We start from the raw sequence: 25,768 nt of genomic DNA, 5'->3' as shown, positions 1-25,768 counted from the left end.
GAAGGGTGTGGACAACGATGACAAAAGATTTACGCATAAAAAGCAGTGTGTTCAGCGAGAGTTCACTGAGAGCGCCGAACCGGGCAATGCTGCGCGCAGTCGGTGTGAAAGATGAGGATTTTCAGAAGCCGATGATTGGTGTTGCCAGTACATGGAGTGAGGTTACCCCGTGCAACATTCATCTGAATGATTTGGCGGCTAGTTCAAAGAAAGGTGCCAAAGAAGCTGGCAGCGTACCGTTCATGTTCAATACAATCACTGTTTCTGATGGGATTTCGATGGGGACACAAGGAATGCGCTATTCATTGCCAAGTCGTGATATGATCGGTGATTCGATCGAGGCGGTTGTCGGCGCGGAAAATCTGGATGGGTTAGTTGCAATTGGGGCGTGTGATAAAAATATTCCCGGCTGCATGATTGCCATCGCCAACAGTGACGTGCCGGCCATATTTGTCTATGGCGGGACGATCTCCCCGGGTTCTTACCGCGGGAAAGATATTGATCTTGTATCGGTATTCGAAGGTGTCGGCAAGCATAATAATGGCGACATTGATGATCAGGAGTTGAAAGGCATCGAATGTCATGCATGCCCTGGCGCAGGTGCGTGCGGCGGAATGTATACTGCCAATACGATGGCCTCCGCGATGGAAGCTATGGGGATGAGTCTGCCGGGAAGCTCGTCCAATCCGGCCGAATCAAAAGAAAAGGCAGCGGATTGCCAAGCAGCAGGTGAGGCTGTGTATCATTTGCTGGAACGCGGTATTTATCCGAAAGACATTATGACGAAAAAGGCATTTGAAAATGCGATTACCGTCGTGATGGCGCTTGGCGGATCCACGAATGCTATTCTTCATCTGCTGGCAATTGCGCATGCAGCTGATGTGGACTTGACGATTGACGATTTTAACCGGATGCAGGAGAAAGTTCCGCATCTGGCAGACATGAAACCGAGCGGCCGATATGTGATGCAGGATCTGCATAATGCCGGTGGAGTTCAGGCTGTCATGAAGCTGCTTTATGAAGAAGGGTATTTACATGGTGATTGTTTGACGGTAACGGGCAAAACAGTAGCCGAAAATCTTACGGAGGCACCCTCACTCCATGAGGAACAAAAAGTTATTATGCCGTTCAGTGATCCGAAACGTGCGGATGGTCCACTGATTGTTTTGAAAGGGAATTTGGCTCCGCATGGGGCAGTCGCAAAGGTTTCCGGTGTGAAAGTAAGCCGCCATACCGGCCCGGCAAGAGTGTTTAATACGGAAAATGAAGCGGCGGAGGCAGTTGGCGCAAACAAAATTAACGAGGGGGATGTGCTGGTTATCCGTTATGTCGGTCCAAAAGGCGGACCGGGAATGCCGGAAATGCTGTCCATTTCTAGCCTGCTTGTCGGAAAAGGGCTTGGTGAAAAAGTCGCTTTGCTGACAGATGGTCGGTTCTCCGGGGGCACGCATGGTTTGGTTGTCGGTCACATGGCACCAGAAGCGCAGGATGGTGGACCGGTGGCATTTCTGCAGGAAGGGGATATGGTCACCATCGATTCGAACAAAAAAGAGATCTCGATGGATGTGTCAGATGAAGAGCTGGAACGCAGAAAAGCGAACTGGACAGCACCGCCATTGTACAAAAAGGGTGCACTTGGAAAATACGCACATATGGTTTCCTGTTCGTCAAAAGGCGCAGTGACCGATTTTAAATAGTTTTATGGAATGAGCCCCGGTATCTTGCCGGGGCTTAATTGTTTTTCCTTGGTTTATGAACGTCATCACTTTTGGAAATTTACATTCCGTACAAAAGGTTTGAATAAAGGTGGCAGACCGAATAGTCGGCCGTTCTTGTAACAGAAATGTAATATATTCATATATTTATTCACACAACAACATTGTAAACGCATTCAATATTTTCCACTTATCAAAAGTATCAAAAAACTTTTTGAAAACTGTTGACTCTTTAAGCAAAACATTATAACATTGTCGGCAATATTAAATTTTCAGACTCTTGGTTATCAATTATAAAAATTAACTCGATGACGGGAAAAAAGGAGCATATCACATGCATTAACAGAGAGCCGGGGTTGCTGGAAGCCCGGAAGTGCATGATGTTCCGACATCTTCCCCGAGTGCCGGATTGAACGGGAATTATCCCTATTAGGTTCGGCCGGGTGTTCACTGGAATACCTGTTATCAAATGGGCTGGCTGACAGCCTGGTGAGGCAGTGTTCGCGAGGATGCTGTAAATGTGGGTGGTACCGTGAAAAGAGACTCTTTTCTCCCCTGACATTCTGCCTTGAAGGCGGATGTGTGTGGAGAGAAGGGTCTTTTTTTCGGCAGTTAAGAAAGTATAAAACTTTCTTACTGCATAAGTGCAACTAAGGCTGTCACCTAAAGGCATGGTGACAACCAAGTTTTCTAATAAACAACGTAAGTAAGGATCAAAGCAATGTGCTGCAATGCTGAACAGCCGGCGATGATTCAATAAATTAGCATAAGGAGGCATGTTGAAGTGAAAGTGGAGGCGAAACCTGAAATGGAATTTGCAACTGAAAAAAAGACGGGGGCAGATGTATTGATTGATGCCCTTGTGGAGGCGGGTACTGATACAATTTTCGGTTATCCGGGCGGAGCGGTTCTGCCAATCTATGATGCCTTGTATCGCAGCAGCGCATCGTTTGAGCATGTACTGTGCAGGCATGAACAGGGTATGATTCATGCAGCTGAAGGATATGCACGAGTTACCGGGAAACCCGGTGTTGTGCTGGCGACATCCGGGCCGGGAGCGACAAATTTAGTTACCGGAATAACGGACGCAATGATGGACTCGTTGCCGCTGGTGATTTTTACTGGTCAGGTGGCAACCGGCGTGATTGGAACCGATGCATTTCAGGAAGCGGATGTGCTTGGGATCACAACGCCAATCACGAAGTATAACTACCAGGTTAAGGAGCTGGCAACGCTCCCTAGGATTGTGAACGAGGCTTTTCATATCGCGTCTTCAGGTCGTCCGGGACCGGTAGTTGTCGATATCCCAAAAGATATTTCCGCTGGTGTATCGACAAAAGGGTTGTCCAATGAATTCCGGTTACCCGGATATAAACCGACAAAGAGTCCCAATCCGCTCCAGGTTGAAAAACTGTCCGAAGCTTTAAAACGAGCTGAACAGCCGGTTGTTATCGCCGGTGCCGGTGTTCAATTTGCCGGTGCAGCAGATGAATTAAAACAGTTTGCCGAAAAATGGCAGCTGCCGGTGGCAACAACGTTACTCGGGCTTGGAACGTTTCCGGGGACAGCGCCACTTTCGCTCGGGATGGCAGGCATGCACGGGACATACGCAGCCAACATGGCAATCTATGAGAGTGATTTACTGATTAACATCGGTGCCAGATTTGATGACCGGCTGACCGGGAATCTGAAACATTTTGCACCGGATGCGAAAGTGGCCCATATCGATATCGATCCTGCTGAAATCGGTAAAAATGTTGCAACGGAAATTCCGGTAGTTGCCGATGCGGCTGAGGCATTAAAGGTTCTGCTGGGGAAACAGGCAGCCACAACTAATCGCGAAAGCTGGCTGCAGCGGATTGAGAAAAATAAAGCAGCGTACCCACTTTGGTATGATCGTTCAAACAAAGAAATTTCGCCACAGTGGCTGACAGAGCAAATTTACCGGCAGACGGAAGGGAAGGCAATCGTGACAACGGATGTTGGACAGCATCAAATGTGGGCCGCACAGTATTACACGATGGAGAAGCCGAACCGTTGGGTAACGTCAGGAGGCCTGGGAACAATGGGTTTTGGCTTTCCGGCAGCAGTTGGCGCCCAGCTTGGTGCACCGGATGATTTGGTTGTAGCAATCGTTGGTGACGGTGGTTTTCAGATGACAAGTCAGGAATTGGCTGTTGTTAGTGAACGGAACTTACCGGTAAAAGTCATCATTGTCAATAACCAGGCACTTGGCATGGTGAAACAGTGGCAGGACAGCTTTTATAACAAACGCTACTCAGAATCGATTTTTCCGTCGAACCCTGATTTCGTTAAATTGGCTGAATGCTACGGTATTCATGGAGTAAGGGCTGGAAAGGAATCGGAAGCGGCAGAAGTGTTGCAGGAAGTGTTTTCACATAATGGTCCGGTGGTTGCCGATTTCCGGGTTCTCCCGGATGAATTGGTTTATCCAATGATTGCACCAGGCAATGGAATTCACGAAATGACAGGGGTGAAAAGATGAGACGAATTATAAGTGCTACCGTTCAGAATCGCGGTGGAGTATTAAACCGGATTACCGGGATGCTCCACAAGCGTCAATTCAACATCGAGAGTATCTCGGTCGGCACATCGGAAACAGAAGGTGTATCGAAAATGACGTTCGTTGTTGATATTGGTGATCATCAGAAACTGGAACAGCTGACAAAGCAGCTCCATAAACAAATCGATGTGCTGAAAGTTTCGGATATTACCGATAAAGCGATTGTTGCCAGGGAATTGGCCCTCATTAAAGTAAAAGGAAGCGGACAGCTTCGGGCGGAAGTGCAAGGAATTATTAATCCATTTCGCGCTTCCATCATTGATGTATCCAGAGACAGTCTGACTATACAGGTTACCGGGAAGCCGGATAAGGTGGAGGCGCTCATCGCCTTGCTTCGTCCATACGGGATTAAGGAGCTGTCCCGAACTGGAGTTACCGCATTCCTGCGCGGGCAGCAGCCGCAGCAGGTAGCTGAGATGAACAGTTTTCCGGTGTAGAAATCATACGTTTGCAGATAGAACAACGAAATAGCTGACAGAAGCCCAAAATCCTGAGTGAATAACACACAGGAGAGGCTATCAAATAAAAGTTTAAACCAAAATTAGGAGGATGTTTAAAATGGCAAAGGTACTTTATGATCAGGACATAAATAAAGAGGTATTGCAGGGTAAGAAAATTGCAGTTGTTGGATATGGTTCACAAGGGCATGCACATGCACAGAATCTGAGGAACAGCGGTTATGATGTAGTCGTTGGACTGAGACCCGGCAAATCACAGCAGAAAGCGGAAAATGATGGATTTGACGTAAAATCCGTGGCAGACGCAGTTAAAGAAGCGAATGTAGTCATGGTGCTGCTTCCGGATGAACATCAAGTAGAGGTGTATAAAGAAAGTATCAAACCAAATCTTCAGGCCGGAAATGCAATGGCGTTTGCGCACGGCTTCAACATTCACTTTAATCAGATTGTACCGCCGTCCGATGTTGATGTGTTTCTTGTAGCACCAAAAGGACCGGGACATCTGGTGAAGCGCACATATGACGAGGGTGCCGGAGTACCTGCATTGTATGGTGTGTTCCAGGACGTTACCGGGAATGCAAAAGAATTGTCCCTTGCATATTCGCAAGGAATCGGTGCAGCACGGGCAGGCGTTTTGGAAACTACTTTTCAGGAAGAGACGGAAACTGATTTGTTCGGTGAGCAGACAGTACTTTGCGGGGGACTTACCAATCTGATCAAGTCAGGCTTTGAAACACTGACCGAAGCAGGATATCAGCCAGAAGTTGCCTATTTTGAATGTATGCATGAAGTAAAACTGATTGTCGATCTGCTTTATGAAGGCGGGCTTGAAAACATGCGATATTCTATTTCTGATACAGCACAATGGGGCGATTTCGTATCCGGTCCACGCGTGGTAAATGAAGAAACAAAGGCACGGATGCAGGAAGTCCTTTCCGAAATCCAATCGGGTGAATTTGCCAAAGGATGGATCTTGGAAAATCAGGCAAACCGTCCGCAGTTTTACGCAACCAATGCAAAAGAAAATGCGCATCCAATCGAAAAAGTTGGAAAGGAGCTCCGTGCCTTAATGCCTTTTGTCAAACAGCCATTGCAAACGAACGATGAAAAACAAAAGGATGTGAAAGTTCATGCCACAAATTAAAATCTTTGACACAACGTTGAGAGATGGGGAACAGTCGCCAGGAGTCAACCTGAATAAACTGGAAAAACTGGAAATTGCCAAACAGTTGGAACGTTTGGGAGTTGACCGGATGGAAGCTGGGTTTCCAGCTTCCTCCAATGGTGACTTTGAAGCGGTAAAGGCGATCGCGGATACAGTCAAGGAAACTTCTGTAACAGGATTGGCGAGAGCAGTGAAATCAGACGTAGATACGGCCTGGGAAGCATTGAAAAATTCCGAAGAACCGTGTATTCATATTTTCCTGGCAACATCGCCAATTCATATGACCCACAAGCTGAAAAAGACACCGGAGCAGGTAATCGAAACTGCAACCGAAATTGTCCGATATGCACGGCAGCGATTTCCGCAGGTGGAATGGTCAGCAGAGGACGCCTCCCGCTCTGATTGGGACTTTTTGGCACAGATTATTGAACAGGTGATTGATGCCGGCGCAACCGTCATTAACCTGCCGGACACTGTCGGCTATACGACACCGACCGAATACGGTAAATTGTTCAAGTACATTAAGGAAACCGTACCGAATATTGAACAGGTGGATTTGTCCTGTCATTGTCACAATGATTTGGGCATGGCTGTTGCAAACTCGATCGCCGCGGTTGAGAATGGCGCAACACAAGTGGAAGGAGCAATCAATGGTATTGGCGAACGGGCCGGCAATGCTTCGCTGGAAGAGGTCGCCGTCGCATTGAAAATCCGTTCTGACTTTTATCCGTATACCACCGGACTTAAGCTGAATGAGATCAAACGGACGAGTGATTTGATTGCAAAGTTATCCGGGATGTATGTGCAGGCAAACAAAGCAGTTGTCGGCCGCAATGCTTTTTCACACGAGGCAGGCATTCATCAGGATGGGGTCTTGAAAAATAAGGAAACGTACGAAATTATTACACCGGAAATGGTCGGTGTCCAGTCAAATACCTTGTTTCTTGGCAAACACTCCGGCCGCCATGCATTTCAGGATAAAGTGAAGTCACTGGGCTTTGAACTTACGGAAGAAAATCTGAAAAAGGCATTTAAACAGTTTAAATTGCTTACAGACCGGAAGAAAGAAGTAACCGATGATGATATTTTCACCATTCTGATGGAAATCCGGACTGATCAGGCGGGAGTTGCCAAATACAGCCTTGACATGTTCCAAGTTCAGTACGGAACAGCAAACATTCCGACAGCAACCGTTGCTTTGACGGCACCGGATGGAAGCAGGATACAGGAAGCACGAACCGGTCAGGGCAGTGTGGAAGCTTTGTATAATACGCTTGACAGTTTAATAGAAGAGGAACTGAAGCTTACCAATTATCAGCTGAATTCGGTTGGCAGCGGTAAGGATGCACTTGCCGAGTCACATGTCCAGCTTGAAGTAAACGGCGAATCGATGAATGGCCGGGGTACAGCACAGGATGTTGTCGAGGCTTCAGCAAATGCATTTTTAAATGCGGTGAACCGCTACATGATTCAGTTTCATCAATCAAAGCCGAAAGAAACGGCTGCCAAAGGAGGATTTTAAATGAATAAACAGGTTGTTTTGCTGCCAGGGGATGGGATTGGCAAGGAAGTAATGGAGTCAGCCAAATTTGTACTGAATACGGTTGCTATAGAATTTGGTCATCGTTTCGCATTTCATGAACATGCAATCGGAGGTGACGCGATTGATCGTTATGATACACCGCTTCCAGATGAAACGCTAAAGGCCTGTCAACAGGCTGAGGCAGTGCTGCTCGGCGCAGTTGGCGGGAAAAAGTGGGATAATCTTCCGGCACCTAAGCGACCTGAAAAAGGATTGCTCGGTATTCGCAAGCAACTGGGGTTGTTCGCGAATCTGCGACCAATCAAAAGTTTTCCGGCACTGGCACATGTTTCACCGCTAAAAGAGGAAGTAATCAGTGGCAGTGACATTCTGATCATGCGCGAACTGACCGGCGGACTTTATTTCGGGAAGCCGAGCGAGCGACGTAAAAATGGTGATGCTGCAGTGGATACCTTGTCCTATGAACGTTGGGAAATTGAACGCATCGTCGATAAAGCTTTTCAAAGTGCCCAAAACCGCAAAGGTAAAGTGACTTCTGTTGATAAGGCCAATGTACTGGAATCAAGCAGGCTGTGGCGTGAAGTGGTTGAAACAAAACAAGAACAGTATCCGGAAGTAACGGTGGAGCATATGCTTGTTGATGCCGCGGCCATGAAACTGGTGACAAACCCGGATCATTTTGATGTTATTGTTACTGGTAACTTGTTCGGCGATATATTAAGTGATGAGGCATCGGTTTTGACCGGATCACTTGGAATGCTGCCATCAGCAAGTCTTCGCTCGGACGGCGTCGGATTATATGAACCTGTCCACGGGTCAGCGCCGGATATTGCCGGAAAAGGGATGGCCAATCCGGTCGGTATGATTTTATCAGCAGCCATGATGCTTCGTCACACATTCGGGATGGAAGAAGAGGCTGCTGAAATTGAAGCAGCAGTCAACCGGACATTGAATGACGGCTATCATACTGCAGACTTAAATCATGCAGGAGGGAAACTTGTCGGAACGAAGGAAATGACGGAACTGGTTGTGGATAATCTAACGACGAAAAGTGTTTCGGACAGTATTTGCAGCTCATATTTTTAAACAGAAAGGAGGAAATTTACAATGGGTAAACCGGAAACGATTGTCGAGAAAATATGGAATAAACACATGGTGCATCGGGAAGATGGGAAGCCGGACCTTATGTATATTGATTTGCATTTGGTCCATGAGGTTACCTCACCACAGGCTTTTGAGGGATTGCGTCTTAATGGAAGAAATGTGCGCCGGCCGGATTTGACATATGCAACGATGGATCATAATGTGCCGACGAAAAACCGTGATACGATCAAAGATGAAATTTCGGTAAAACAAATGGACACTCTGAAAAAGAACTGTCAGGATTTTGGTATCACACTTGCCGACATGTATCATCCGGAACAGGGAATTGTGCATGTTATCGGGCCGGAACTTGGATTGACACAGCCGGGTAAAACGATTGTTTGCGGGGACAGTCACACGTCGACACACGGTGCCTTTGGTGCATTGGCTTTCGGGATTGGCACAAGTGAGGTGGAACATGTGCTGGCAACGCAATCACTGTGGCAGGAAAAACCTTCAACGTTGAATGTCCACGTTGAAGGTGACCTTGGTCCGGGTGTAACCGCCAAGGATCTGATTCTGGCGATTATTTCGAAATTCGGAGTGCGATTTGGCACCGGATATGTTATCGAATATACCGGGGAAGCGGTCCGCAACCTGTCGATGGAAGGACGGATGACTATCTGCAATATGTCGATCGAAGCTGGCGCACGAGCAGGTCTGATCAGTCCGGATAAGAAGACGGTCGAGTTTTTGCGTGGACGGGCGAATGTGCCGGATGGTGAGCAGTTTGACACGCTTGCCGATGAATGGCTTGATCTTCGGACAGATGACGGAGCGGAATATGATCACACGGTGACAATTAAGGGTTCCGAAGTGGAGCCACAGGTGTCATGGGGAACGAACCCCGGCATGTGTGTGCCTGTCAGCGGTTCGACGCCATCACTTGCAGAAGCGGATCATAAGGACGATACAGAACGGGCACTCGACTACATGGGACTGAAAGAAAAACAGCCGATCACTTCGATAAACATTGACCATGTATTCATCGGATCATGCACTAATTCACGGCTGGGTGATTTGCAGAAAGCTGCGGAAGTTGTACGTGGTAAAAAGGTAAATCCGAATGTGCGGGCCATTGTTGTTCCCGGGTCATTCCTGGTTAAATTGAATGCGGAAGAAGAAGGACTGGACCAGGTTTTCAAAGATGCTGGATTTGAATGGCGGGAAGCTGGCTGCAGCATGTGTCTGGCGATGAATGATGATGTCGTTCCGCCAGGCGGCCGTTGTGCATCAACATCGAACCGTAATTTTGAAGGACGCCAGGGAAATGGTGCGAGAACCCATCTGGTCAGCCCGGAAATGGCAGCCGCTGCAGCGGTTGAAGGACATTTTGTTGATGTGCGTAAATATACAGGAGTTCTGCAATAGGAGGTGGCAATCATGGAAGCAATTCAGGAGCATACAGGAAGCGTGTTGCCGTTAAATCGGTCCAATATTGATACGGACCAGATCATTCCGAAACAGTTTCTGAAACGGGTGGAACGTACAGGGTTTGGAAAGTTTCTTTTTTATAACTGGCGGTATGATGAGGATGGCAAGGAGCGGGAAGATTTCAATTTGAACAAACCGCAATTTGCCGGTTCGTCCATTTTGCTGGCAGGGGAAAACTTTGGCTGCGGCTCATCACGTGAGCATGCGCCATGGTCGTTACTGGATTACGGGTTCAAAGTTATAATTGCACCGAGTTTTGCCGATATTTTTTATAATAATGCATTAAAAAATGGCATCATCCCGGTGAAAATGGATGAAGCACAGGTCAATGATTGGCTGGACCAAGCAGAATCAAACGGTTTGATTCTGGATGTGAACCTGGAAACAGAACAGATTACCGATGAAGGGCAGGTTATTCCATTTTCCATCGATCCTTACCATAAGGAAAAGCTGATGAATGGGTGGGATGATATTGCCTTGACGTTGAAATTGGAAGAAAAAATCAATCAATTTGAAATAAAAGGAGTGTAAAACCTTGGGAATTGCTTAACAGGGGAGACGGTGCACCAGGCATGGAAACAATTGGAGCCATTTGTGCATCGTACTCCATTATTGTCATCAACCACAACAAATAAACGGGTAGGAAAAAATGTTCATTTTAAAATGGAAAACCAGCAGAAAACGGGAGCCTTTAAGTTCAGGGGTGCAACGTATAAATTGATGCAGCTTCCAAAAGAACGTTTGGCAAATGGCGTGATTACCGCATCAGCCGGCAATCATGCACAAGGGGTGGCTTATGCGGCTGCCAAACTGGGCGCTGAAGCTACTATTTTCATGGCAGAAGCGACACCAGTTGCCAAAATCAATGCAACAAAATCATACGGGGCCGAGGTTGTGCTTGTAGGTGAGTCGTTTCAAGAAGCATATGAGGCATCACTTGAACGACAGAAAGAAACCGGTGCAGCGTACATTCACCCATTTGATGATGCAGATATTATTGCCGGGCAGGGAACGATTGCCATGGAGATGCTGCGTCAGGAAGACCGATTGGATACGATTATTGTGCCGATTGGCGGTGGCGGGTTAATCAGTGGAATTGCCACTGCGGCAAAACATGTCAATCGTTCCATTAAGGTAATTGGTGTGCAGGCGGCTGGTGCAGCTGCAATGTACTCCAGTTACCATCGGGATACGGTGAAAAAACTGGATACTGTAAGCACGATCGCAGAAGGCATTGCGGTCAAACAGCCCGGCAGTCACACATTGCCGATTATCCGTGATGTGGTGGATGATATAGTGACCGTAAGCGATGAGGAAATAGCTGCGGCAATCGTTTATATGCTGGAACGTAACAAAACATTGCTGGAAGGTGCGGGAGCCGCATCACTTGCTGCATTGTTCAGATATTACGATGACATACCCTCCCGTCATTGCGGGATCGTCGTCAGTGGTGGGAATTTGGATATCAGCAGGCTCCCGGAAATTCAAAAACTGGCAGAAGCAAGACGTGTGTTAGCTTCCTGAGATGCCCTTTACAACCGCACAAATCATCGATATGATAACACCAACCAGGGGGGAGCAGCTTGCGAAATTTTGAACAATCTGAAATGCTGAAACGATTGCCGGAACAGTTTTTTGCCAAATTGGTGAAAAAAACACAGGATAAAATAAACCAGGGATATGATGTCATTAATCTTGGTCAGGGGAATCCCGATTTGCCGACACCTGATCATATTGTCAGGGCGGTGCAGGATGCCGCAGCCAAGCCGAGGAATCATAAATATACACCATTTCGCGGGTTTCCATACCTGCATAAAGCGATTGCTGATTTTTATCAACGGGAATATGATGTATCAATTGACCCGGAAACGGAAGTCGCGGTTTTATTTGGTGCAAAAGCAGGATTGGTGGAAATCAGTCAATGTTTGCTGAACCCGGGTGACCTGGCTTTACTGCCGGACCCGGGATATCCGGATTATTTGTCAGGAACGGCAATGGCGAATGCGGAGACGGCATTTATGCCATTGCTAGCAGAAAATGAATTTTTGCCCGATTATGATACTTTGTCAGAGGATGATCTGGATCAGGCCAAGCTGATGATGCTGAATTACCCGAACAATCCGACTGCTGCAACAGCCACCAGGGAATTTTTTGATGAGACGGTTTCGGTTGCCAAAAAACATGATATTTGTGCTGTCCATGATTTTGCCTATGCAACCATTGGATTTGACGGGGAAAAACCGGTCAGCTTTTTACAGTCGGAAGGGGCGAAAGATGTCGGTATCGAGGTTTATACCTTGTCCAAGGCATACAGTATGGCCGGATGGCGGGTTGCCTTCGCAGTTGGCAATCGGTCTGTGATTGAAAATATTAATCTGATTCAGGATCACATGTATTGCAGTCTGTTTGGGGCGGTTCAGGAAGCGGCAGCTGAGGCTTTGCTAGGGGATCAAACCGGTGCCAGGGAGTTAGCGGATACATACAAACAACGACGTCAGCGGTTTCTTGAGGCGTTGGAGCTAATTGGGTGGGAGGCGGAAGCGCCAAAGGGCACATTTTTTGCCTGGCTTCCGGTTCCACAAGGGTATACATCCGAGGAATTTGCTGACCTGCTGCTTGAGGAAGCACATGTTGTCGTTGCTCCGGGCAATGGCTTCGGCGCAAAAGGGGAAGGCTATGTCCGCGTGGGACTGCTTGATAACGAGGAGCGGCTGGAAGAGGCAGTTGAGCGGATTGGTCAATTGGGAATCTTTCAATAGAAAACTTCGGCATTCGCCATATGTCAGGCTGGGTGCCGAAGTTTTGTTTTAGAGTTCAGTATAGCAGTCAAGTGCTTGCCACTGTTGCTTTTATGTGCCAAATTTTTTTATTTCCACGTATCCTTCAACACCCGCACCCAATTTTGATGGGTAATTTTACGTAGTTCTTCATCATTAAATCCATGTGCATGCATTCGTTTAACTAATTTTGGGAGTCCGGCTGCATTTTGCAATTCATCGGGAACGTGAGTACCATCAAAATCCGATCCGAGTGCAACATGGTCAACCCCGAATTTTTCAGCAATGTATGCAACATGCCGGACGATTTCATCAAGTGAAATATCTGTACCGACTCCACCATCTTCCCGGAGCATATTCACTGCATAGTTAACGCCGACAACGCCATTCGACTCTTCAATCGCTCTCAACTGTTTATCAGTCAGATTCCGGGAAATTGGACATAGTGCATGTGCATTGGAATGTGTAGCAACAATCGGGGCATCTGTAAGATTGGCAACATCCCAAAAACCTTTTTCATTCAAGTGGGTGTTATCAACCATAATTCCGAGCTTATTGCATTCCTGGACAAGCTGTTTTCCTGCTGCAGTCAGACCGCCGCCAATGTCCGGTGATGCCGGATAACGGAAAGGAACGCCCTCTCCAAACACATTTTGCCGGCTCCAGACGATACCAAGTGACCGAAGTCCTGCTTGGTGCAGAACGTGCAGCGTGTTAAAGTCTGTATCAATCGCTTCTGCACCTTCAATATGAAAAACAGCTGCAACAATGTTTTTTTCAAGACAATACGCTAATTCGTCGGCTGTTCGTACTATTTTAAATTGCCCGTTTGACTCCATTTCCGTTTTATACAGTTTTGCTGCCAAAGCATTTGTGTGCCTGATGGCGTATGATTGATCAATTTGTGGTGGGAGCGGGATATCATATCCGCCTTCCGTCAAAAACTGTTCAGGTTCCACCTGATAATTTTCATTTGGGGTAAATACCGCAAAAAATCCACCGCCGAAATTTCCTTGTTGTGCTTTTGGCATGTCGATATGCAAATTGGTTTCGGAAAAAAAGGACTGTTTTTTGTCTGCTTCCGAATAAAGTCTTAAAATGGTATCATTGTGTCCGTCAAAAACCGGAAAGCTGGTCATATAAAGCTCCTCCCTTATCTGTTAATGTTTCTCACCTTTGTAGCCTTTTCTGAAAATCTCCTGTACGCTGTGAACCGTGACATAGGCATCTGGATCGATATCCTCAATAATTTTTTTCAGCTGAACGATTTCCTGCTTGTTGATGACAAGGTACAGCACTTCCTTATCGACTTGGGAATAGCCGCCGCGGCCTTCAAGAACGGTAATTCCACGGGCCATTTTGGTAGTGACCTGATTAAGCACCTCGTCCGGCTGACTCGATATAATTAGTACGGATGTCCGTTCATTGGCACCCTCGACAATCACATCGATTACTTTTGCACCCAAATAAACGGAAACGAGTGTATACATTGCTTTTTCCTGGCCGATGATAAAAGCGGAACCGACAATGACAAGAATATCAATAACAAGCATGCCTTTTCCAATGCTCCAGCCAAGCAGCTGATTGGCAAGCCGAGCCAAAATCGCGGAGCCGCCGGATGTCCCGCCGGCCCGGAAGATAAATCCCAGCCCGACTCCGACGGTAAGTCCGGCAAACAAAGCCGCCAGAAGTGTATCATCATTTATTTCTTTTCCCCAGTCCACTGTAATGTGAAGAAAGAGGGAAGAGAATAGAATAGAGATAATTGTATACATGATAACGCGTTTCGTGAAAAATTTATACCCGATAGCAAGTAACAGACTGTTAAGTACCAAGTTGACAATCCCGGGAGACCATTCAAACAGGTAATACGTAACAATGGTAATACCAATCACGCCGCCTTCCGATAAGCGGTTCGGAATGGCAAAATAATTGATTCCAATCGCAAAAATAAACGAGCCGATTACAAGGAGAAGCACATCTTTAGTCGTCCTGTTTACCATATAGAATACACCTCTTTTCATCATGATGCAGATGTGGACAATATATAGAAAAATCCTTTTTTTGGCAACCACTCTGCTATTAAATTTTACTTGAATGAATACTGATAAAACAGGATTTTCGTGGCTGCGGAATTTTTTAAAAAAATATCAAAAAAGGTATTGCTATTTTTATGCTTCCATACTAAACTATACTTTGTTGTTAAACATAAACTGATTTTTAGACAGGGGGTATTTCTTTATGAAAGGTAAAGGAAATACAGCTAAGCGGAGATCAGTGGATATACTGTGGTATATACCCCTCGTAGCATTTGTGCTAGCCACCTTAGCTTTGAATTTCAATTAATAAACATGCAATCAATAGCCTGGTAACGGAATGTGTTGCCGGGCTTACGAATAGTTAAAAAAGCGAGCTGATATACTCCGCAAACGTGCGAACTCACGCTCAAATGTGCGAACTTATCAAGAAAACGTGCGAACTTCCGCTCAAACGTGCGAATTTAGCAGGGATTGAGCTCGCAGTTTTGAAGGAATATTTTTCAGCAAAAAGACCATAAATTGACCAAAAAACCGGGCATTCAGACATGCCCGGCTTCTTTATGCACCATTCTATTATTCACCATCATAGGTGATGACGCGGCCCCACAGGTCATTTGTGCCCCAAATACCGCGGCGCAAAGTTTCCAGTTGTACAATTTGGCTGTGGTCGACAAAGACGTTAACATCAGGACCGTAATTTTTGATATACCAGGCAAACACGTCCGGATCGGCTGCTTCAAACATAACGTTTTCGGTGCCGAGTTCACGGGCGAACTGGGTGGCGATTCCAGTGCGCCATTCCCGGACGCTTTCCGTAATGCCTTCCGATTCGATCATGAGCATATAGGCACCGGCATCCAGACAGCGTTTGCCAATTTCAATTGCCTGTGAAGGATCAGTAATGCCCAAAGCTTCATTTTGTTCAACAGAGTTAGTGCCGCCGGATCCGAATTGTACACCAATTTCCGGTTTGGCAAGCAGTCCAGCATTTTGCACTTTTTCAACGAGCCGAATAATATCATCGGCAGGCATCGTAATAAAGCCGGTTGAAATTTCAATTATATCAAAGCCGACACGTTTGCATTCACTGATATAATGATCAACTGCTTCAGGCCCCTGTGTCAACACAGTTTCGATGAATCCGCCTGTGGAAACTTTCACATCATATTGATGCGCCAGATCCAGCAGCTCACATAACTGCTCTTCCCGATACAAGGTAAATGCCCCGCCGGAAAACTTCAGAATGTCAACATAATCGCCCATTGTTTCCAAAATATCTTGCAAATAACGTTTCCCCATGACCGCATAATATGGTCCGCGTATTTCAGTAATACCCCGTTTACGTGGTTTTTCCTGACGTTTGTTCATACGGATTTGTTGAAAAGCTCTTTGATTACTCATGTTATTCCGCCTCCCTGATTTTAACTTGACCTAGCAGTTCGGTCAGCTCACTGATTTTCACATTCTCCAGATTTTTGACGGTGTCGGCAATTCTTGCGGCCAAGTCACTGTCAATCTTGGCGGTCAAACCGTTATATTTTTCCATTAATACATCCCAGCCGGCTGGTTGTGTCTTGAATCCTTGATAATCGTTTTTTTCAACTGTGAAGATGTGTCCGTCATTCGTTTCCAATTTGATCTTGCACGCCATTTCATCTGGAAAACGATCACTGTATTCCTCACTCGGTTTGACATCTACTTTTTGTAACAGCTGTTGGATGTCATCCTGCTTGATGCGCTCCGGTTCATATTGCTCCGGCATGACCTGACCGTCCAGGTATGCTGCAGCAAGCATATATGGCAGTGAGTGGTCTGCTTCTTCTTTATAGCGTATCAATTTCTTACCGCCTTCTTCACCGCCGCCGATAATGTTGTAGGCAACGTCAAAGGTTGTCAGTCTGATTTCCTTAATATCTTCCGGTTTGATTTGTTCGCGGTCACGCAGCTCGAGCAGTCCTTCGATTGATGACTGGGAGTGAATTTCCGCATTAAACCGTTTAATGATCGTTTCTGTTACGCGTTCGAGATTTTCATTTGACCAATCCAGTTCAAATTCTCCGGCGATGGTGTCCATAAAGCCCTTGTTTCCTTCAAAAACTTCACGTGGTCCTGTAATGCCATATTTGGCAAGCATTGCAGCGTGAACTGCTCCCATCGCGGTATTCGGATAGGCAAGCCCTTTCCAGTTGGATAGTTCACCGGTTCGTGTAACGCGAAGTGAATTATAGCCAGTTCCAGCAATAGCTGCTGCATTGGCAATCTGACTGCTGTTAAGTCCCATTGCCCGTGCTGCTCCAACTGCGGCACCATACTCACCCTGTACGGTATGGTCAAATCCGTGATCCCTGACCGGGGCGACATCTGATAAGCGGCACTGTACCTGATAGGCAAGCGCTAGTGCCAGCAGGAAATCACGGCCATCTGCGTCAGCATACTCGGCTGACGCCAATACCGGTGCTATATTGTCGGACGGATGTCCTGTTTCGTTTTTTGCCAGGTAAGAGTCGTTAAAATCCAAGTATCGTACTGCAGCACCGTTATAAAGTGTTGCATAGTCCGGTGTTGTTTTTCCGCCGCCAATTAATGTGACGAGCGGTTCCCCTCCAAGGTCTTTGGTCATCCGGCGAATAGTTTTCACGGGTTTTCCTTCCAATGCTCCGATTGCACAGCCAATTGAATCAAGCATCCGGCCTTTTAATGCCTGCATCGCTTCCTCGGAAAGATCTTCCCAGCGGACGTCATGTGCCCAATCTGCAAGCTGTTCTGCCATCGTGCGTCGATTTGACATGTGAATCACCTCCAAGTAATTTCCCTTTGGCCAATTGGGAACGGAAAACAAGATCTCTTGCTTTCTTCACTTATTATAATACGCGCATAAGTGATAAAAATAAATTATTTAATACTAAAAAAGTGATATTAAAAAGTTATATAATGCGATAAGATATATTTTTGGGCATTAAAAAAACCTGCAGACCGTCAAGGCCATACAGGCTATTATTAATGTAAACAATCTGTCAGACAGACTCGCGCAAACGTATCTTTTGAATTTTTCCGCTTGGTGTTTTTGGCAATTCATCCAGTATTGTAATGGTTTTTGGACAGTCGCCGGAGTCCAGTTTTTCCCCGGCATATTTGAGCAGTTCCTGTTCGGATGCGGACTTCTCATCATGCAGTGTGACAATCGCATGCAATACTTCGCCGAGTTTTTTGTCCGGGCGGGCGAGAACGGCTACTTCCTGAACAGCCGGGTGTTCGTAAAAAATTCCTTCCACTTCAACTGTTGAAGCATGCTTATCGGTATCCGGAGATTCCTTTTTATTAACAATACGGATGCTGCCATGCTCATCAATGGTGCCTCTGTCGCCGGTGTGAAGCCAGCCGTTCACGATGGTCTGATCCGCTTTTTCACTGCTGTTGACCACACTTGGGCTTTTGACTATAACTTCTCCGATTTCCTGACCATCGCGGGCGACATCCTGACCAAATTCATTGACCACACGTACTTCAGTCTCACTCATATTCTTAACTCTCCTTTGCTTACTGCCATTATAGCACAATGATGAAAGCGTTTAACCGATAAAATCGAGAAACTCCCGGTACTGGCTGCAACCGGGAGTTTTCCTTATTGCGCTTTTGAATAGACTTGTGATCCAACAGGAACAATCCAATTAAATGGATCCTCGACCCTTCCGTATTGAATGCCGGTCAGTGTGTCGTACAGCTTTTTGGCTACTGGTCCAGTTGTAAAATTGTTCACCTGCATGTCTTCTCCTTCCCAGGTCAACTGACCGATAGGGGAGATGACAGCAGCTGTTCCGGAGCCGAACGCTTCTTCGAGTAATCCGTCTTTGTGTGCCTGCCGCAGTTCCTCCATGGAAATCCGCCGTTCATTAACCGGAATATTCCAATGGTTTAACAGCGCAATTACCGAGTTTCGTGTTACACCTTCCAAAATGCTTCCGTTCAATGCAGGGGTAACGATTTCGCCGTCAATCTTAAAAAATACATTCATGCTGCCGACTTCTTCAATATATTTCTTTTCGACTCCATCCAGCCACAAGACCTGAGCAAATCCGCTGTCTGAAACAAGCTCCTGTGCTTTGAGACTGGCTGCATAGTTTCCGCCGGTTTTAGCTTCACCTGTTCCGCCTCTTACCGTACGGACATATTGGTTTTCCACAGCAATTTTGACTGGATTAATTCCTTCTTTGTAATACTGGCCCACTGGAGAAAGTATAATCATAAATTTATAATGACGTGATGGTGCTACACCGATATATGGTTCGGTGGAAATTACAAATGGGCGAATATACAAAGATGTTCCTTTTGCTTCAGGTATCCAATCCTTTTCCAGCTCAACCAGTTGCTGGATTGCACGTAAGGCAAACTCTTCCTCTATCTGGGGAATGCAAAGCCGATCATTGGAGTGGTTGATTCGTTTCAGATTTTTTTCAGGGCGGAACAATTGCGGCTCGCCGGCTGATGTCTTATACGCTTTTAATCCTTCAAACACGGACTGACCGTAATGGAAAACCATGGCAGACGGATCGATTTCCAGTTTCTGATACGGTACGATACGGGGATCGTGCCACCCCGCCGGTTCTGAATAATCCATGACAAACATATGGTCCGTAAATGTTCTTCCAAACTGCAACTCATCTGACTTTGGTTTTTCTTTTCGTGATGTGCAAAGATTGACTTGTATGGACCGATCTTCCATGTTGTTAACCCCCTCGGTGTAAAAATTTAATAACAATGATAATTCATATTTCCACTTAATGCAATAGATAAACATCAAAAGTTTCAAATTAATTGAAAATTGTGCTTCTGCCTGGTTAATCATGCTTGGAACACCAACTGAATTTTTTACGGAAATCTGATACTATGCTCAGAATACATTCAGGCTTACTTCGCCAACTTTATCAAACTTAACCCGATATGTTCCTTTTTCCAGCTTCTTTGGCAAAATAAAAGTGCCGGCGGAAATGATCATTCCTTTTTCAATTGTACGACCGCTCTTCGCCAGCTCCTTAACAAGCCATGCCACTGCATGAACAGGGTTGCCGAGTACTTCTGTTGCCGGTCCTTCAGCGAGTGGTTCGCCGTTAAGTGTCAGTTTGGCATTGATACTGCCGAGCTGTTCGTATGTCAGGCCATTCACCGATTCGCCAACTGTTATTTTTCCTGCGACAGCGCTATCAGCAATTACTTGCCCCATACTTGTTTTTGGAAACCAGTCTGTGAAGCGGGAATCGGGAATTTCCAATCCGGGTGCGACGCTCATTTTTTGTAGGATTGACTCATGACTGTCGGCCGTTGACAGTTCTTCATTCGCGATAAACATCAGCTCAACTTCGATAAGCGGTGACAGCATATCATCCAGTTTAATTGTTCCATTTGAAACGCTTGACTGTGTTAATGCTCCGTACAGTGGTGTCGTGGAATCAAATAATCGCTGTGTTTCCTCACTCGTCAAGCTTATCTTGTAGCCGGCCAGCTTATCCTGATTCCGTAACGTTTTCATTTCGGTTAACTGGTGCTGAACTTCATATGCATCTACTATGCTGATATCTTTTGAAATATCTTCTTTGGAAAGCGGTTTTTGAATATTGTGAGCATGAAATAGTGTTTCAGCCAAGTTGGTTATATTGGTCATCATTGTTCCTCCCGATAATGTTATTTTCCAATTATTATATCAGATTATTAATATTTCGGGGGGGAAATAAAGTCACTGAATCCAGCATGGGATTGCCCTGATATGATAGAATATTTCTAACAGTTAAGAGAAATGGAGGATTAGCATGTCTGATTCGTTTGAGGTCATGAAAGAAGCTGAAGATTTTTATTTTCAGGGGAATAGTACAGGGGTGCTCGTTATTCATGGATTTACCGGGTCCACCCAAAGCATGCGTTTCCTGGGTGAAAAACTGGCGGAAGAAGGTTTCACCGTGTATGGACCGCGTCTGAAAGGACATGGTACGGATCCGGAAGAAATGGAGCAGTCGGGGTACCGGGAATGGATCAAATCAGTTGGCGAAGGGCTGGAAGTGTTGAACAAAACGTGTGATGAAATTTTTGTGACCGGACTTTCGATGGGCGGCACACTGACATTGTATGTAGCTGAGCATGCCAATGCTGGCCGGATTAAAGGTATTATGCCGATTAATGCGGCAATTCATATGCCTGAAATGATTGAATCATATGAATCGCTCAAAGATACGGATACGCGGTTTGTCGAAGGGATTGGTTCGGATATTAAAAAAGAGGGTGTTGAAGAACTGGCGTATGATCAAACACCGGTGAAGTCGATGAAGGAGTTAATTGCGTTGTCGATGATCGTCCGCGGAAATTTGGAAAAAATTACAGCACCGGCAATGATTTTTTCGTCAGCGACTGATCATGTTGTGCCGCCGGAAAACTCTCGGGAAATCTATGACTCCATTTCATCCGAGGATCGTGAACTGGTCAAGCTGGATAACAGTTATCACGTGGCGACACTGGACAATGACAAAGAACTGATTACGGAAAAATGTGTGGCGTTTGTGAATCGATTGCGCTCTTGATAATAAAAAACCAGTATTCAAGGTTAATTGAGTACTGGTTTTCCCTAAAAAAGAGGAGGAAGTGGGATTCGAACCCACGCGACGCTTACACGCCCTAACGCATTTCGAGTGCGTCCCCTTCAGCCGAACTTGGGTATTCCTCCATTTTGGGTGGTGCTGGTGAGAGGATTCGAACCTCCGACCTCTTCATTACGAGTGAAGCGCACTGCCAACTGTGCTACACCAGCGTAAAATGTCCATAGAAAATAATACTCCTTTTTAGGAAATTCATCAAGGGGGATGCACAGAAAATTTTATCCAATAGTTGAGCAAGAACCGGAATTATGATTATGATAAGGATATTGTTCGACAAAATTCGGGTTGTGACCATTGTCATTTGTCGAAACAGGAGGGGATAGTTATGATTAATAATCTGCAGGATACGGTCACACTTCATAATGGTGTAAAAATGCCGGGTTTTGGTCTCGGGGTTTATAAGGTGGAGGATGGCGATACCGTCGTCCATTCAGTGAAAACAGCGATTAAATCTGGGTACCGGAGTATTGATACAGCTTCATTTTATGATAATGAGCACGGCGTTGGACAGGCAATCCGCGAATCGGGTATTCCCAGGGAGGAACTTTTCATTACTTCAAAAGTATGGAATGACCAGCAGGGATATGATGCCACATTACAGGCGTTTGAACAAAGTCTGGAAAAATTGGGGCTGGATTATTTGGATTTGTATCTCATTCACTGGCCGGTGAGCGGAAAATTTCAAGATACATGGAAAGCACTTGAAAAGCTTTATCACGATGGCAAGGTCCGGGCAATTGGCGTTAGTAATTTTCATGTTCGTCATCTGAAAAGTCTGATGGAAACAAGTAATGAGAAGCCGGTCATCGATCAGGTGGAATATCATCCGCATTTGACACAGCAGGAATTAAGGGACTTTTGCAACCAGGAAAATATTCAGCTTGAGGCGTGGTCACCACTAAAACGGGGACGTCTTTTGGACGAGCCGGTGATGAAAGAAATCGCAAAAAAATATCATAAGTCAGTCGCACAAGTAATACTTCGCTGGGATATACAGAATGGTGTAATTACCATCCCAAAATCGGTCCATGAACACCGGATTATCGAGAACGCGGATATTTTTGATTTTTCTCTGACGGTAGAGGAGATGGAACAAATCAGTGGATTGAATATCAATGACAGGAGCGGCTCAAATCCGGATGATTTTTAATAACGTCAGAAAGTATAAGTTATCGTTGACCTTAAAAAAACATTGGCCCCGCTATAGGACGAGGCGAATGGCTGGTTTTTCTAATCATTCTGAAAATATTTTTGACCAATTACATTATATTTGGTAAATTAATAATAATACAATAAATAGTAACTGCGAAGTCTGATTGACCTTGTTGATGAAACAGGGCAAGTACTTGGATATAAACCAGTTATATGAGCGAAAGACAAAATAGGTGCGTTTGTCTGTTCATATTGCTGGTTTTTTATTTCATTGAACAGGAGGAATTGTGTATGGAAAATTTACGTGAATTGGATAAACGGCATTTTATTCATCCAACATCATCGATTCAGCAGCAACAGGAAAATGGCCCGAAAGTGATTATGGAAAAAGGGGAAGGCATCTATCTATATGATAAAAGTGATAACGCATACATTGATGCGATGTCTTCTTTGTGGAATGTCAATATCGGCCATGGGAGGGTGGAGCTTGCCGATGCAGCCGCAGAACAAATGAAAAAACTGGCTTTCAGTTCCGCATTTTCGACATTCAGTCATGAGCCAGCCATCAAACTGGCTGAAAAAATTGCGTCCATTTCGCCTGCAAACCTGAATGCAGTCTTTTTTACTTCAGGTGGATCGGAAGCGAATGATTCGGCTATCAAACTGGTGCGGCATTACTGGAAAATTCAAGGGCAGCCAGAGCGCCAAACGATTATTTCATTAAAACGCGGGTATCACGGTGTAGCTGCCGCATCAACCAGTGCAACCGGAATTCCACAGTTTTGGGGTATGGCAGGTCACATGATGACAGGCTTTACACATGCGGAAACACCTTATGGAAGCAGCACGGATTCAGCTATTGCGTCGCTTCGTGAAACGATTGAAACCGAGGGGGCGGAAAACGTAGCAGCATTTCTCGTGGAACCCGTGCAAGGGGCTGGAGGCGTCCTGATTCCTCCGAAAGATTACCTGGAAAAAGTACGACAGGTTTGTGATGCGTATGGCATTTTGTTGATTGCCGATGAAATCATTACCGGTTTTGGCCGGACAGGAAAAATGTTCGCAGTGGAAAATTATGGCGTTCAGCCTGATCTGCTGACATTTGCCAAAGGGGTTACGAGCGGTTACATACCACTTGGCGGTGTATTGGTATCTGATCCTATTCACGAGGTGCTGAAAGAAATGTCGGAAGGGACTCTGTTTCATGGATTCACCTACAGTGGACACCCAACAGCCGCCGCCGTGGCGTTAAAAAATATTGAAATTCTTGAGCAGGAGGGTCTGGTGGAAAATTCACGGGAAATGGGCGAAGCTTTACTGCAGGGATTTCAGAATATAAAAGAAAAACTTAATATCGTGGGCAATGTTCGCACTATGGGTCTGCTTGGTGCGGTGGAACTCGTACGCAATCCGGGGACAAATGAACGCTTTACTTCTGATCAAAAGGTTGCACCAAAGGTCATTGACGCTCTTCATCAGCGCGGGGTTATTTGCCGACCGGTCACCTACGACAACACGGACATTATCTGTTTTGCACCGCCGATTATCATCAATAAGGTACAAATTAATACGTTGGTTGATAAGCTGTACGATGCGATACATGCTGTTGAGAAAGAACTTGGGCAGGTTATGTAAATAATTCACTGGGCGCAAACATATGTTTAAACATCATTCACATGACAAGGAGGAGAGGAAATTGGAGAATGAACAAAAGCTGTTGAAAATCCTTGGAAATAAAGATGTGCTCGCTCTCGCATTTGGAGCAATGATTGGCTGGGGTTGGGTAGTAACGACCGGCTTGTGGATTACGGAGGCAGGTTCACTCGGTGCGATATTGGCTTTCGTAATTGGCGGAACGGTTGTTGTATTCGTCGGCTTAACGTATGCCGAGCTGTCATCGGCGCTGCCGCTTGCAGGAGGAGAACATGTTTACAGCTTTAAAGCAATGGGAAGGATTGCTTCATTTATCACAACATGGGCAATTATTTTGGGGTATGTATCTGTTGTCGCATTTGAAGCAGTGGCACTGCCGACAGTTTTTGATTATTTGATTCCCGGTTACAGCATGGGACATTTGTATACGATAGCAGGCTGGGATGTGACGATTACCTGGGCCGGTGTAGGAATAATTGGTTCGGTGTTGATTGCCTGGATTAACTACCGGGGTATAAAGTTGACTACCGCAATCTCTTTTATTCTGACATTGCTGATTCTGATTGCCGGAATTCTCTTGATAACCGGCAGTACTGCAAATGGAAACCCGCAGAATATGCAGCCGTTATTTGAGGAAGGAATAGCAGGGTTATTGACGGTGATCATTATGACACCCTTCATGTTTGTCGGTTTTGATGTTATTCCTCAGGCTGCCGAGGAAATTAACCTGAAGCAAAAACGAATCGGACAGTTACTCATCTTTTCCGTTATTCTGGCGATTGTCTGGTATGTCGCCGTAATATTCGGTGTTTCGCGAATAATGAATCCTGCCGAATTGGCTGAGTCGAACCTGGTCACCGCGGATGCCATGGCTCTAGCTTTTGGTGACAGCCGGATGATGGGTAATATTCTCGTACTTGGTGGCATCGGCGGTATATTAACAAGCTGGATCGGCTTCTATGTTGGCGGCAGTCGGGCGATTTATGCACTAGCTCAAGCCGGGATGCTTCCAAAAAGTTTGGGTGAGCTTCATCCGAAATATAAAACACCGCATAAAGCCATATTGCTGATTGGATTTTTCTCAGTAATTGCCCCCTTGTTTGGCCGCCCTGCACTTGTGTGGCTTGTTAACGCAGGTGGTCTTGGACTTGTGGTGGCATGGCTGATGGTGGCGGTCTCATTTGTTATTTTACGAAAAAGGGAACCTGAGATGAAACGTCCGTTTAAATTGCCGGGTGGAACAGCAATTGGCTGGATTGCAATTGTGCTGACAATTGGAATAGCCGTCCTTTATATGCCTGGAATGCCATCAGCTCTTGCCTGGCCATATGAATGGGCGATTATAGGACTTTGGGCTGTGTTGGGATTTATTTTTTATAAATATTCCGTTGCAAAATACGGAAAGGATTATGCTGATGAACATATGAAAAAAGAGATTGATCGAATTGCGTAATATAATTTTTTAAG

Annotated in this window: 21 protein-coding genes and 2 tRNA genes; 14 read left to right on the top strand and 9 right to left on the bottom strand. The window is 45.7% G+C overall.

Going from position 1 to position 25,768, the window contains the following annotated elements:
* Window positions 1-17: 17 nt before the first annotated feature.
* The 10 genes from ilvD to ABD010_RS01670 all read left to right on the top strand — a co-directional run bounded on the left by ilvD (window position 18) and on the right by ABD010_RS01670 (window position 12,801).
* A complete protein-coding gene (gene ilvD, locus ABD010_RS01715; protein ID WP_343809709.1) occupies window positions 18-1,697 on the top strand; it encodes a dihydroxy-acid dehydratase in 1,680 nt (559 codons plus the stop codon).
* An 802-nt stretch (window positions 1,698-2,499) separates the two neighbouring features.
* Window positions 2,500-4,221, top strand: coding sequence for a biosynthetic-type acetolactate synthase large subunit (ilvB, locus tag ABD010_RS01710; protein WP_343809707.1), 1,722 nt, complete (start codon window positions 2,500-2,502; stop codon window positions 4,219-4,221).
* Window positions 4,218-4,736 carry an acetolactate synthase small subunit gene (ilvN, locus tag ABD010_RS01705; protein WP_343809705.1) on the top strand — a complete coding sequence of 173 codons (519 nt, stop codon included), beginning with the start codon at window positions 4,218-4,220 and terminating at the stop codon, window positions 4,734-4,736. Before ilvB ends, ilvN begins: the two co-directional genes overlap by 4 nt.
* Before the next feature lie 121 nt (window positions 4,737-4,857).
* Complete coding sequence (gene ilvC, locus ABD010_RS01700) at window positions 4,858-5,901, top strand: ketol-acid reductoisomerase (protein WP_343809703.1); 1,044 nt, start codon at window positions 4,858-4,860, stop codon at window positions 5,899-5,901.
* Complete coding sequence (locus tag ABD010_RS01695) at window positions 5,888-7,444, top strand: 2-isopropylmalate synthase (RefSeq protein ID WP_343809701.1); 1,557 nt, start codon at window positions 5,888-5,890, stop codon at window positions 7,442-7,444. The genes ilvC and ABD010_RS01695 overlap by 14 nt, the downstream gene beginning before the upstream one ends.
* Window positions 7,445-8,551, top strand: coding sequence for a 3-isopropylmalate dehydrogenase (gene leuB, locus ABD010_RS01690; protein WP_343809699.1), 1,107 nt, complete (start codon window positions 7,445-7,447; stop codon window positions 8,549-8,551). It begins immediately after the preceding gene.
* Window positions 8,552-8,572: 21 nt separating this feature from the next.
* Entirely contained in the window at window positions 8,573-9,979 is a 1,407-nt protein-coding gene (gene leuC / locus ABD010_RS01685; protein WP_343809697.1) for a 3-isopropylmalate dehydratase large subunit, read from the top strand.
* A 12-nt stretch (window positions 9,980-9,991) separates the two neighbouring features.
* Window positions 9,992-10,573 carry a 3-isopropylmalate dehydratase small subunit gene (leuD, locus tag ABD010_RS01680; protein ID WP_343809695.1) on the top strand — a complete coding sequence of 194 codons (582 nt, stop codon included), beginning with the start codon at window positions 9,992-9,994 and terminating at the stop codon, window positions 10,571-10,573.
* Window positions 10,574-10,603: 30 nt separating this feature from the next.
* The gene (gene ilvA / locus ABD010_RS01675) at window positions 10,604-11,566 is read left to right on the top strand and encodes a threonine ammonia-lyase (RefSeq protein ID WP_343809693.1); all 963 of its coding nucleotides are present in this window, start codon (window positions 10,604-10,606) and stop codon (window positions 11,564-11,566) included.
* A 59-nt stretch (window positions 11,567-11,625) separates the two neighbouring features.
* Window positions 11,626-12,801: a pyridoxal phosphate-dependent aminotransferase gene (locus ABD010_RS01670; protein WP_343809691.1), complete on the top strand. Its 1,176-nt coding sequence runs from the start codon at window positions 11,626-11,628 to the stop codon at window positions 12,799-12,801.
* 107 nt (window positions 12,802-12,908) lie between these two features.
* On the opposite strand, the gene ABD010_RS01665 is transcribed toward ABD010_RS01670, so the two are convergent.
* The 7 genes from ABD010_RS01665 to ABD010_RS01635 all read right to left on the bottom strand — a co-directional run bounded on the left by ABD010_RS01665 (window position 12,909) and on the right by ABD010_RS01635 (window position 20,517).
* Complete coding sequence (locus ABD010_RS01665) at window positions 12,909-13,958, bottom strand: dipeptidase (RefSeq protein WP_343809690.1); 1,050 nt, start codon at window positions 13,956-13,958, stop codon at window positions 12,909-12,911.
* 21 nt (window positions 13,959-13,979) lie between these two features.
* A complete protein-coding gene (locus ABD010_RS01660; RefSeq protein ID WP_343809688.1) occupies window positions 13,980-14,822 on the bottom strand; it encodes a YitT family protein in 843 nt (280 codons plus the stop codon).
* A 609-nt stretch (window positions 14,823-15,431) separates the two neighbouring features.
* The gene (locus ABD010_RS01655; RefSeq protein ID WP_343809686.1) at window positions 15,432-16,259 is read right to left on the bottom strand and encodes a phosphosulfolactate synthase; all 828 of its coding nucleotides are present in this window, start codon (window positions 16,257-16,259) and stop codon (window positions 15,432-15,434) included.
* A gap of 1 nt (window position 16,260) precedes the next feature.
* The gene (locus tag ABD010_RS01650; protein WP_343809684.1) at window positions 16,261-17,646 is read right to left on the bottom strand and encodes an MmgE/PrpD family protein; all 1,386 of its coding nucleotides are present in this window, start codon (window positions 17,644-17,646) and stop codon (window positions 16,261-16,263) included.
* 226 nt (window positions 17,647-17,872) lie between these two features.
* Window positions 17,873-18,376 carry an AMP-binding enzyme gene (locus ABD010_RS01645; protein WP_343809681.1) on the bottom strand — a complete coding sequence of 168 codons (504 nt, stop codon included), beginning with the start codon at window positions 18,374-18,376 and terminating at the stop codon, window positions 17,873-17,875.
* Between the two features lie 104 nt (window positions 18,377-18,480).
* Complete coding sequence (locus ABD010_RS01640) at window positions 18,481-19,578, bottom strand: branched-chain amino acid aminotransferase (RefSeq protein ID WP_343809680.1); 1,098 nt, start codon at window positions 19,576-19,578, stop codon at window positions 18,481-18,483.
* Between the two features lie 168 nt (window positions 19,579-19,746).
* Window positions 19,747-20,517 carry a 2-keto-4-pentenoate hydratase gene (locus tag ABD010_RS01635; protein ID WP_343809678.1) on the bottom strand — a complete coding sequence of 257 codons (771 nt, stop codon included), beginning with the start codon at window positions 20,515-20,517 and terminating at the stop codon, window positions 19,747-19,749.
* 142 nt (window positions 20,518-20,659) lie between these two features.
* Between ABD010_RS01635 and ABD010_RS01630 the strand changes: the two genes are divergently transcribed.
* Entirely contained in the window at window positions 20,660-21,421 is a 762-nt protein-coding gene (locus ABD010_RS01630) for an alpha/beta hydrolase (RefSeq protein WP_343809677.1), read from the top strand.
* A gap of 53 nt (window positions 21,422-21,474) precedes the next feature.
* Here the strand turns inward: ABD010_RS01630 and ABD010_RS01625 are convergent.
* Window positions 21,475-21,564, bottom strand: a tRNA-Ser gene (locus ABD010_RS01625).
* Between the two features lie 8 nt (window positions 21,565-21,572).
* A tRNA-Thr gene (locus tag ABD010_RS01620) sits at window positions 21,573-21,648 on the bottom strand.
* Between the two features lie 173 nt (window positions 21,649-21,821).
* On the opposite strand from ABD010_RS01620, the gene ABD010_RS01615 reads away from it, so the two are divergent.
* From ABD010_RS01615 to ABD010_RS01605, 3 genes are all read left to right on the top strand, one after another.
* Window positions 21,822-22,646, top strand: a complete 825-nt coding sequence (locus ABD010_RS01615; protein WP_343809675.1) for an aldo/keto reductase — start codon at window positions 21,822-21,824, stop codon at window positions 22,644-22,646.
* Window positions 22,647-22,939: 293 nt separating this feature from the next.
* A complete protein-coding gene (locus ABD010_RS01610; RefSeq protein ID WP_343809673.1) occupies window positions 22,940-24,283 on the top strand; it encodes an aminotransferase family protein in 1,344 nt (447 codons plus the stop codon).
* Window positions 24,284-24,344: 61 nt separating this feature from the next.
* The gene (locus ABD010_RS01605) at window positions 24,345-25,754 is read left to right on the top strand and encodes an APC family permease (protein ID WP_343809671.1); all 1,410 of its coding nucleotides are present in this window, start codon (window positions 24,345-24,347) and stop codon (window positions 25,752-25,754) included.
* Window positions 25,755-25,768 lie beyond the last annotated feature (14 nt).

This window comes from Virgibacillus siamensis (assembly GCF_039522605.1).
Taxonomy (GTDB): Bacteria; Bacillota; Bacilli; order Bacillales; family Amphibacillaceae; genus Lentibacillus; species Lentibacillus siamensis.
Note: the sequence above shows the minus strand (reverse complement) of the source record. Positions and strands in the feature narration are given on the sequence as shown.

Coding starts and splice junctions, on each gene's coding strand:
- ilvD (WP_343809709.1), top strand. CDS start 18: ATGACAAAAGATTTACGCATAAAAAGCAGTGTGTTCAGCGAGAGTTCA.
- ilvN (WP_343809705.1), top strand. CDS start 4,218: ATGAGACGAATTATAAGTGCTACCGTTCAGAATCGCGGTGGAGTATTA.
- ilvC (WP_343809703.1), top strand. CDS start 4,858: ATGGCAAAGGTACTTTATGATCAGGACATAAATAAAGAGGTATTGCAG.
- ABD010_RS01695 (WP_343809701.1), top strand. CDS start 5,888: ATGCCACAAATTAAAATCTTTGACACAACGTTGAGAGATGGGGAACAG.
- leuB (WP_343809699.1), top strand. CDS start 7,445: ATGAATAAACAGGTTGTTTTGCTGCCAGGGGATGGGATTGGCAAGGAA.
- leuC (WP_343809697.1), top strand. CDS start 8,573: ATGGGTAAACCGGAAACGATTGTCGAGAAAATATGGAATAAACACATG.
- leuD (WP_343809695.1), top strand. CDS start 9,992: ATGGAAGCAATTCAGGAGCATACAGGAAGCGTGTTGCCGTTAAATCGG.
- ABD010_RS01665 (WP_343809690.1), bottom strand. CDS start 13,958: ATGACCAGCTTTCCGGTTTTTGACGGACACAATGATACCATTTTAAGA.
- ABD010_RS01660 (WP_343809688.1), bottom strand. CDS start 14,822: ATGGTAAACAGGACGACTAAAGATGTGCTTCTCCTTGTAATCGGCTCG.
- ABD010_RS01655 (WP_343809686.1), bottom strand. CDS start 16,259: ATGAGTAATCAAAGAGCTTTTCAACAAATCCGTATGAACAAACGTCAG.
- ABD010_RS01650 (WP_343809684.1), bottom strand. CDS start 17,646: ATGTCAAATCGACGCACGATGGCAGAACAGCTTGCAGATTGGGCACAT.
- ABD010_RS01645 (WP_343809681.1), bottom strand. CDS start 18,376: ATGAGTGAGACTGAAGTACGTGTGGTCAATGAATTTGGTCAGGATGTC.
- ABD010_RS01640 (WP_343809680.1), bottom strand. CDS start 19,578: ATGGAAGATCGGTCCATACAAGTCAATCTTTGCACATCACGAAAAGAA.
- ABD010_RS01635 (WP_343809678.1), bottom strand. CDS start 20,517: ATGATGACCAATATAACCAACTTGGCTGAAACACTATTTCATGCTCAC.
- ABD010_RS01630 (WP_343809677.1), top strand. CDS start 20,660: ATGTCTGATTCGTTTGAGGTCATGAAAGAAGCTGAAGATTTTTATTTT.
- ABD010_RS01615 (WP_343809675.1), top strand. CDS start 21,822: ATGATTAATAATCTGCAGGATACGGTCACACTTCATAATGGTGTAAAA.
- ABD010_RS01610 (WP_343809673.1), top strand. CDS start 22,940: ATGGAAAATTTACGTGAATTGGATAAACGGCATTTTATTCATCCAACA.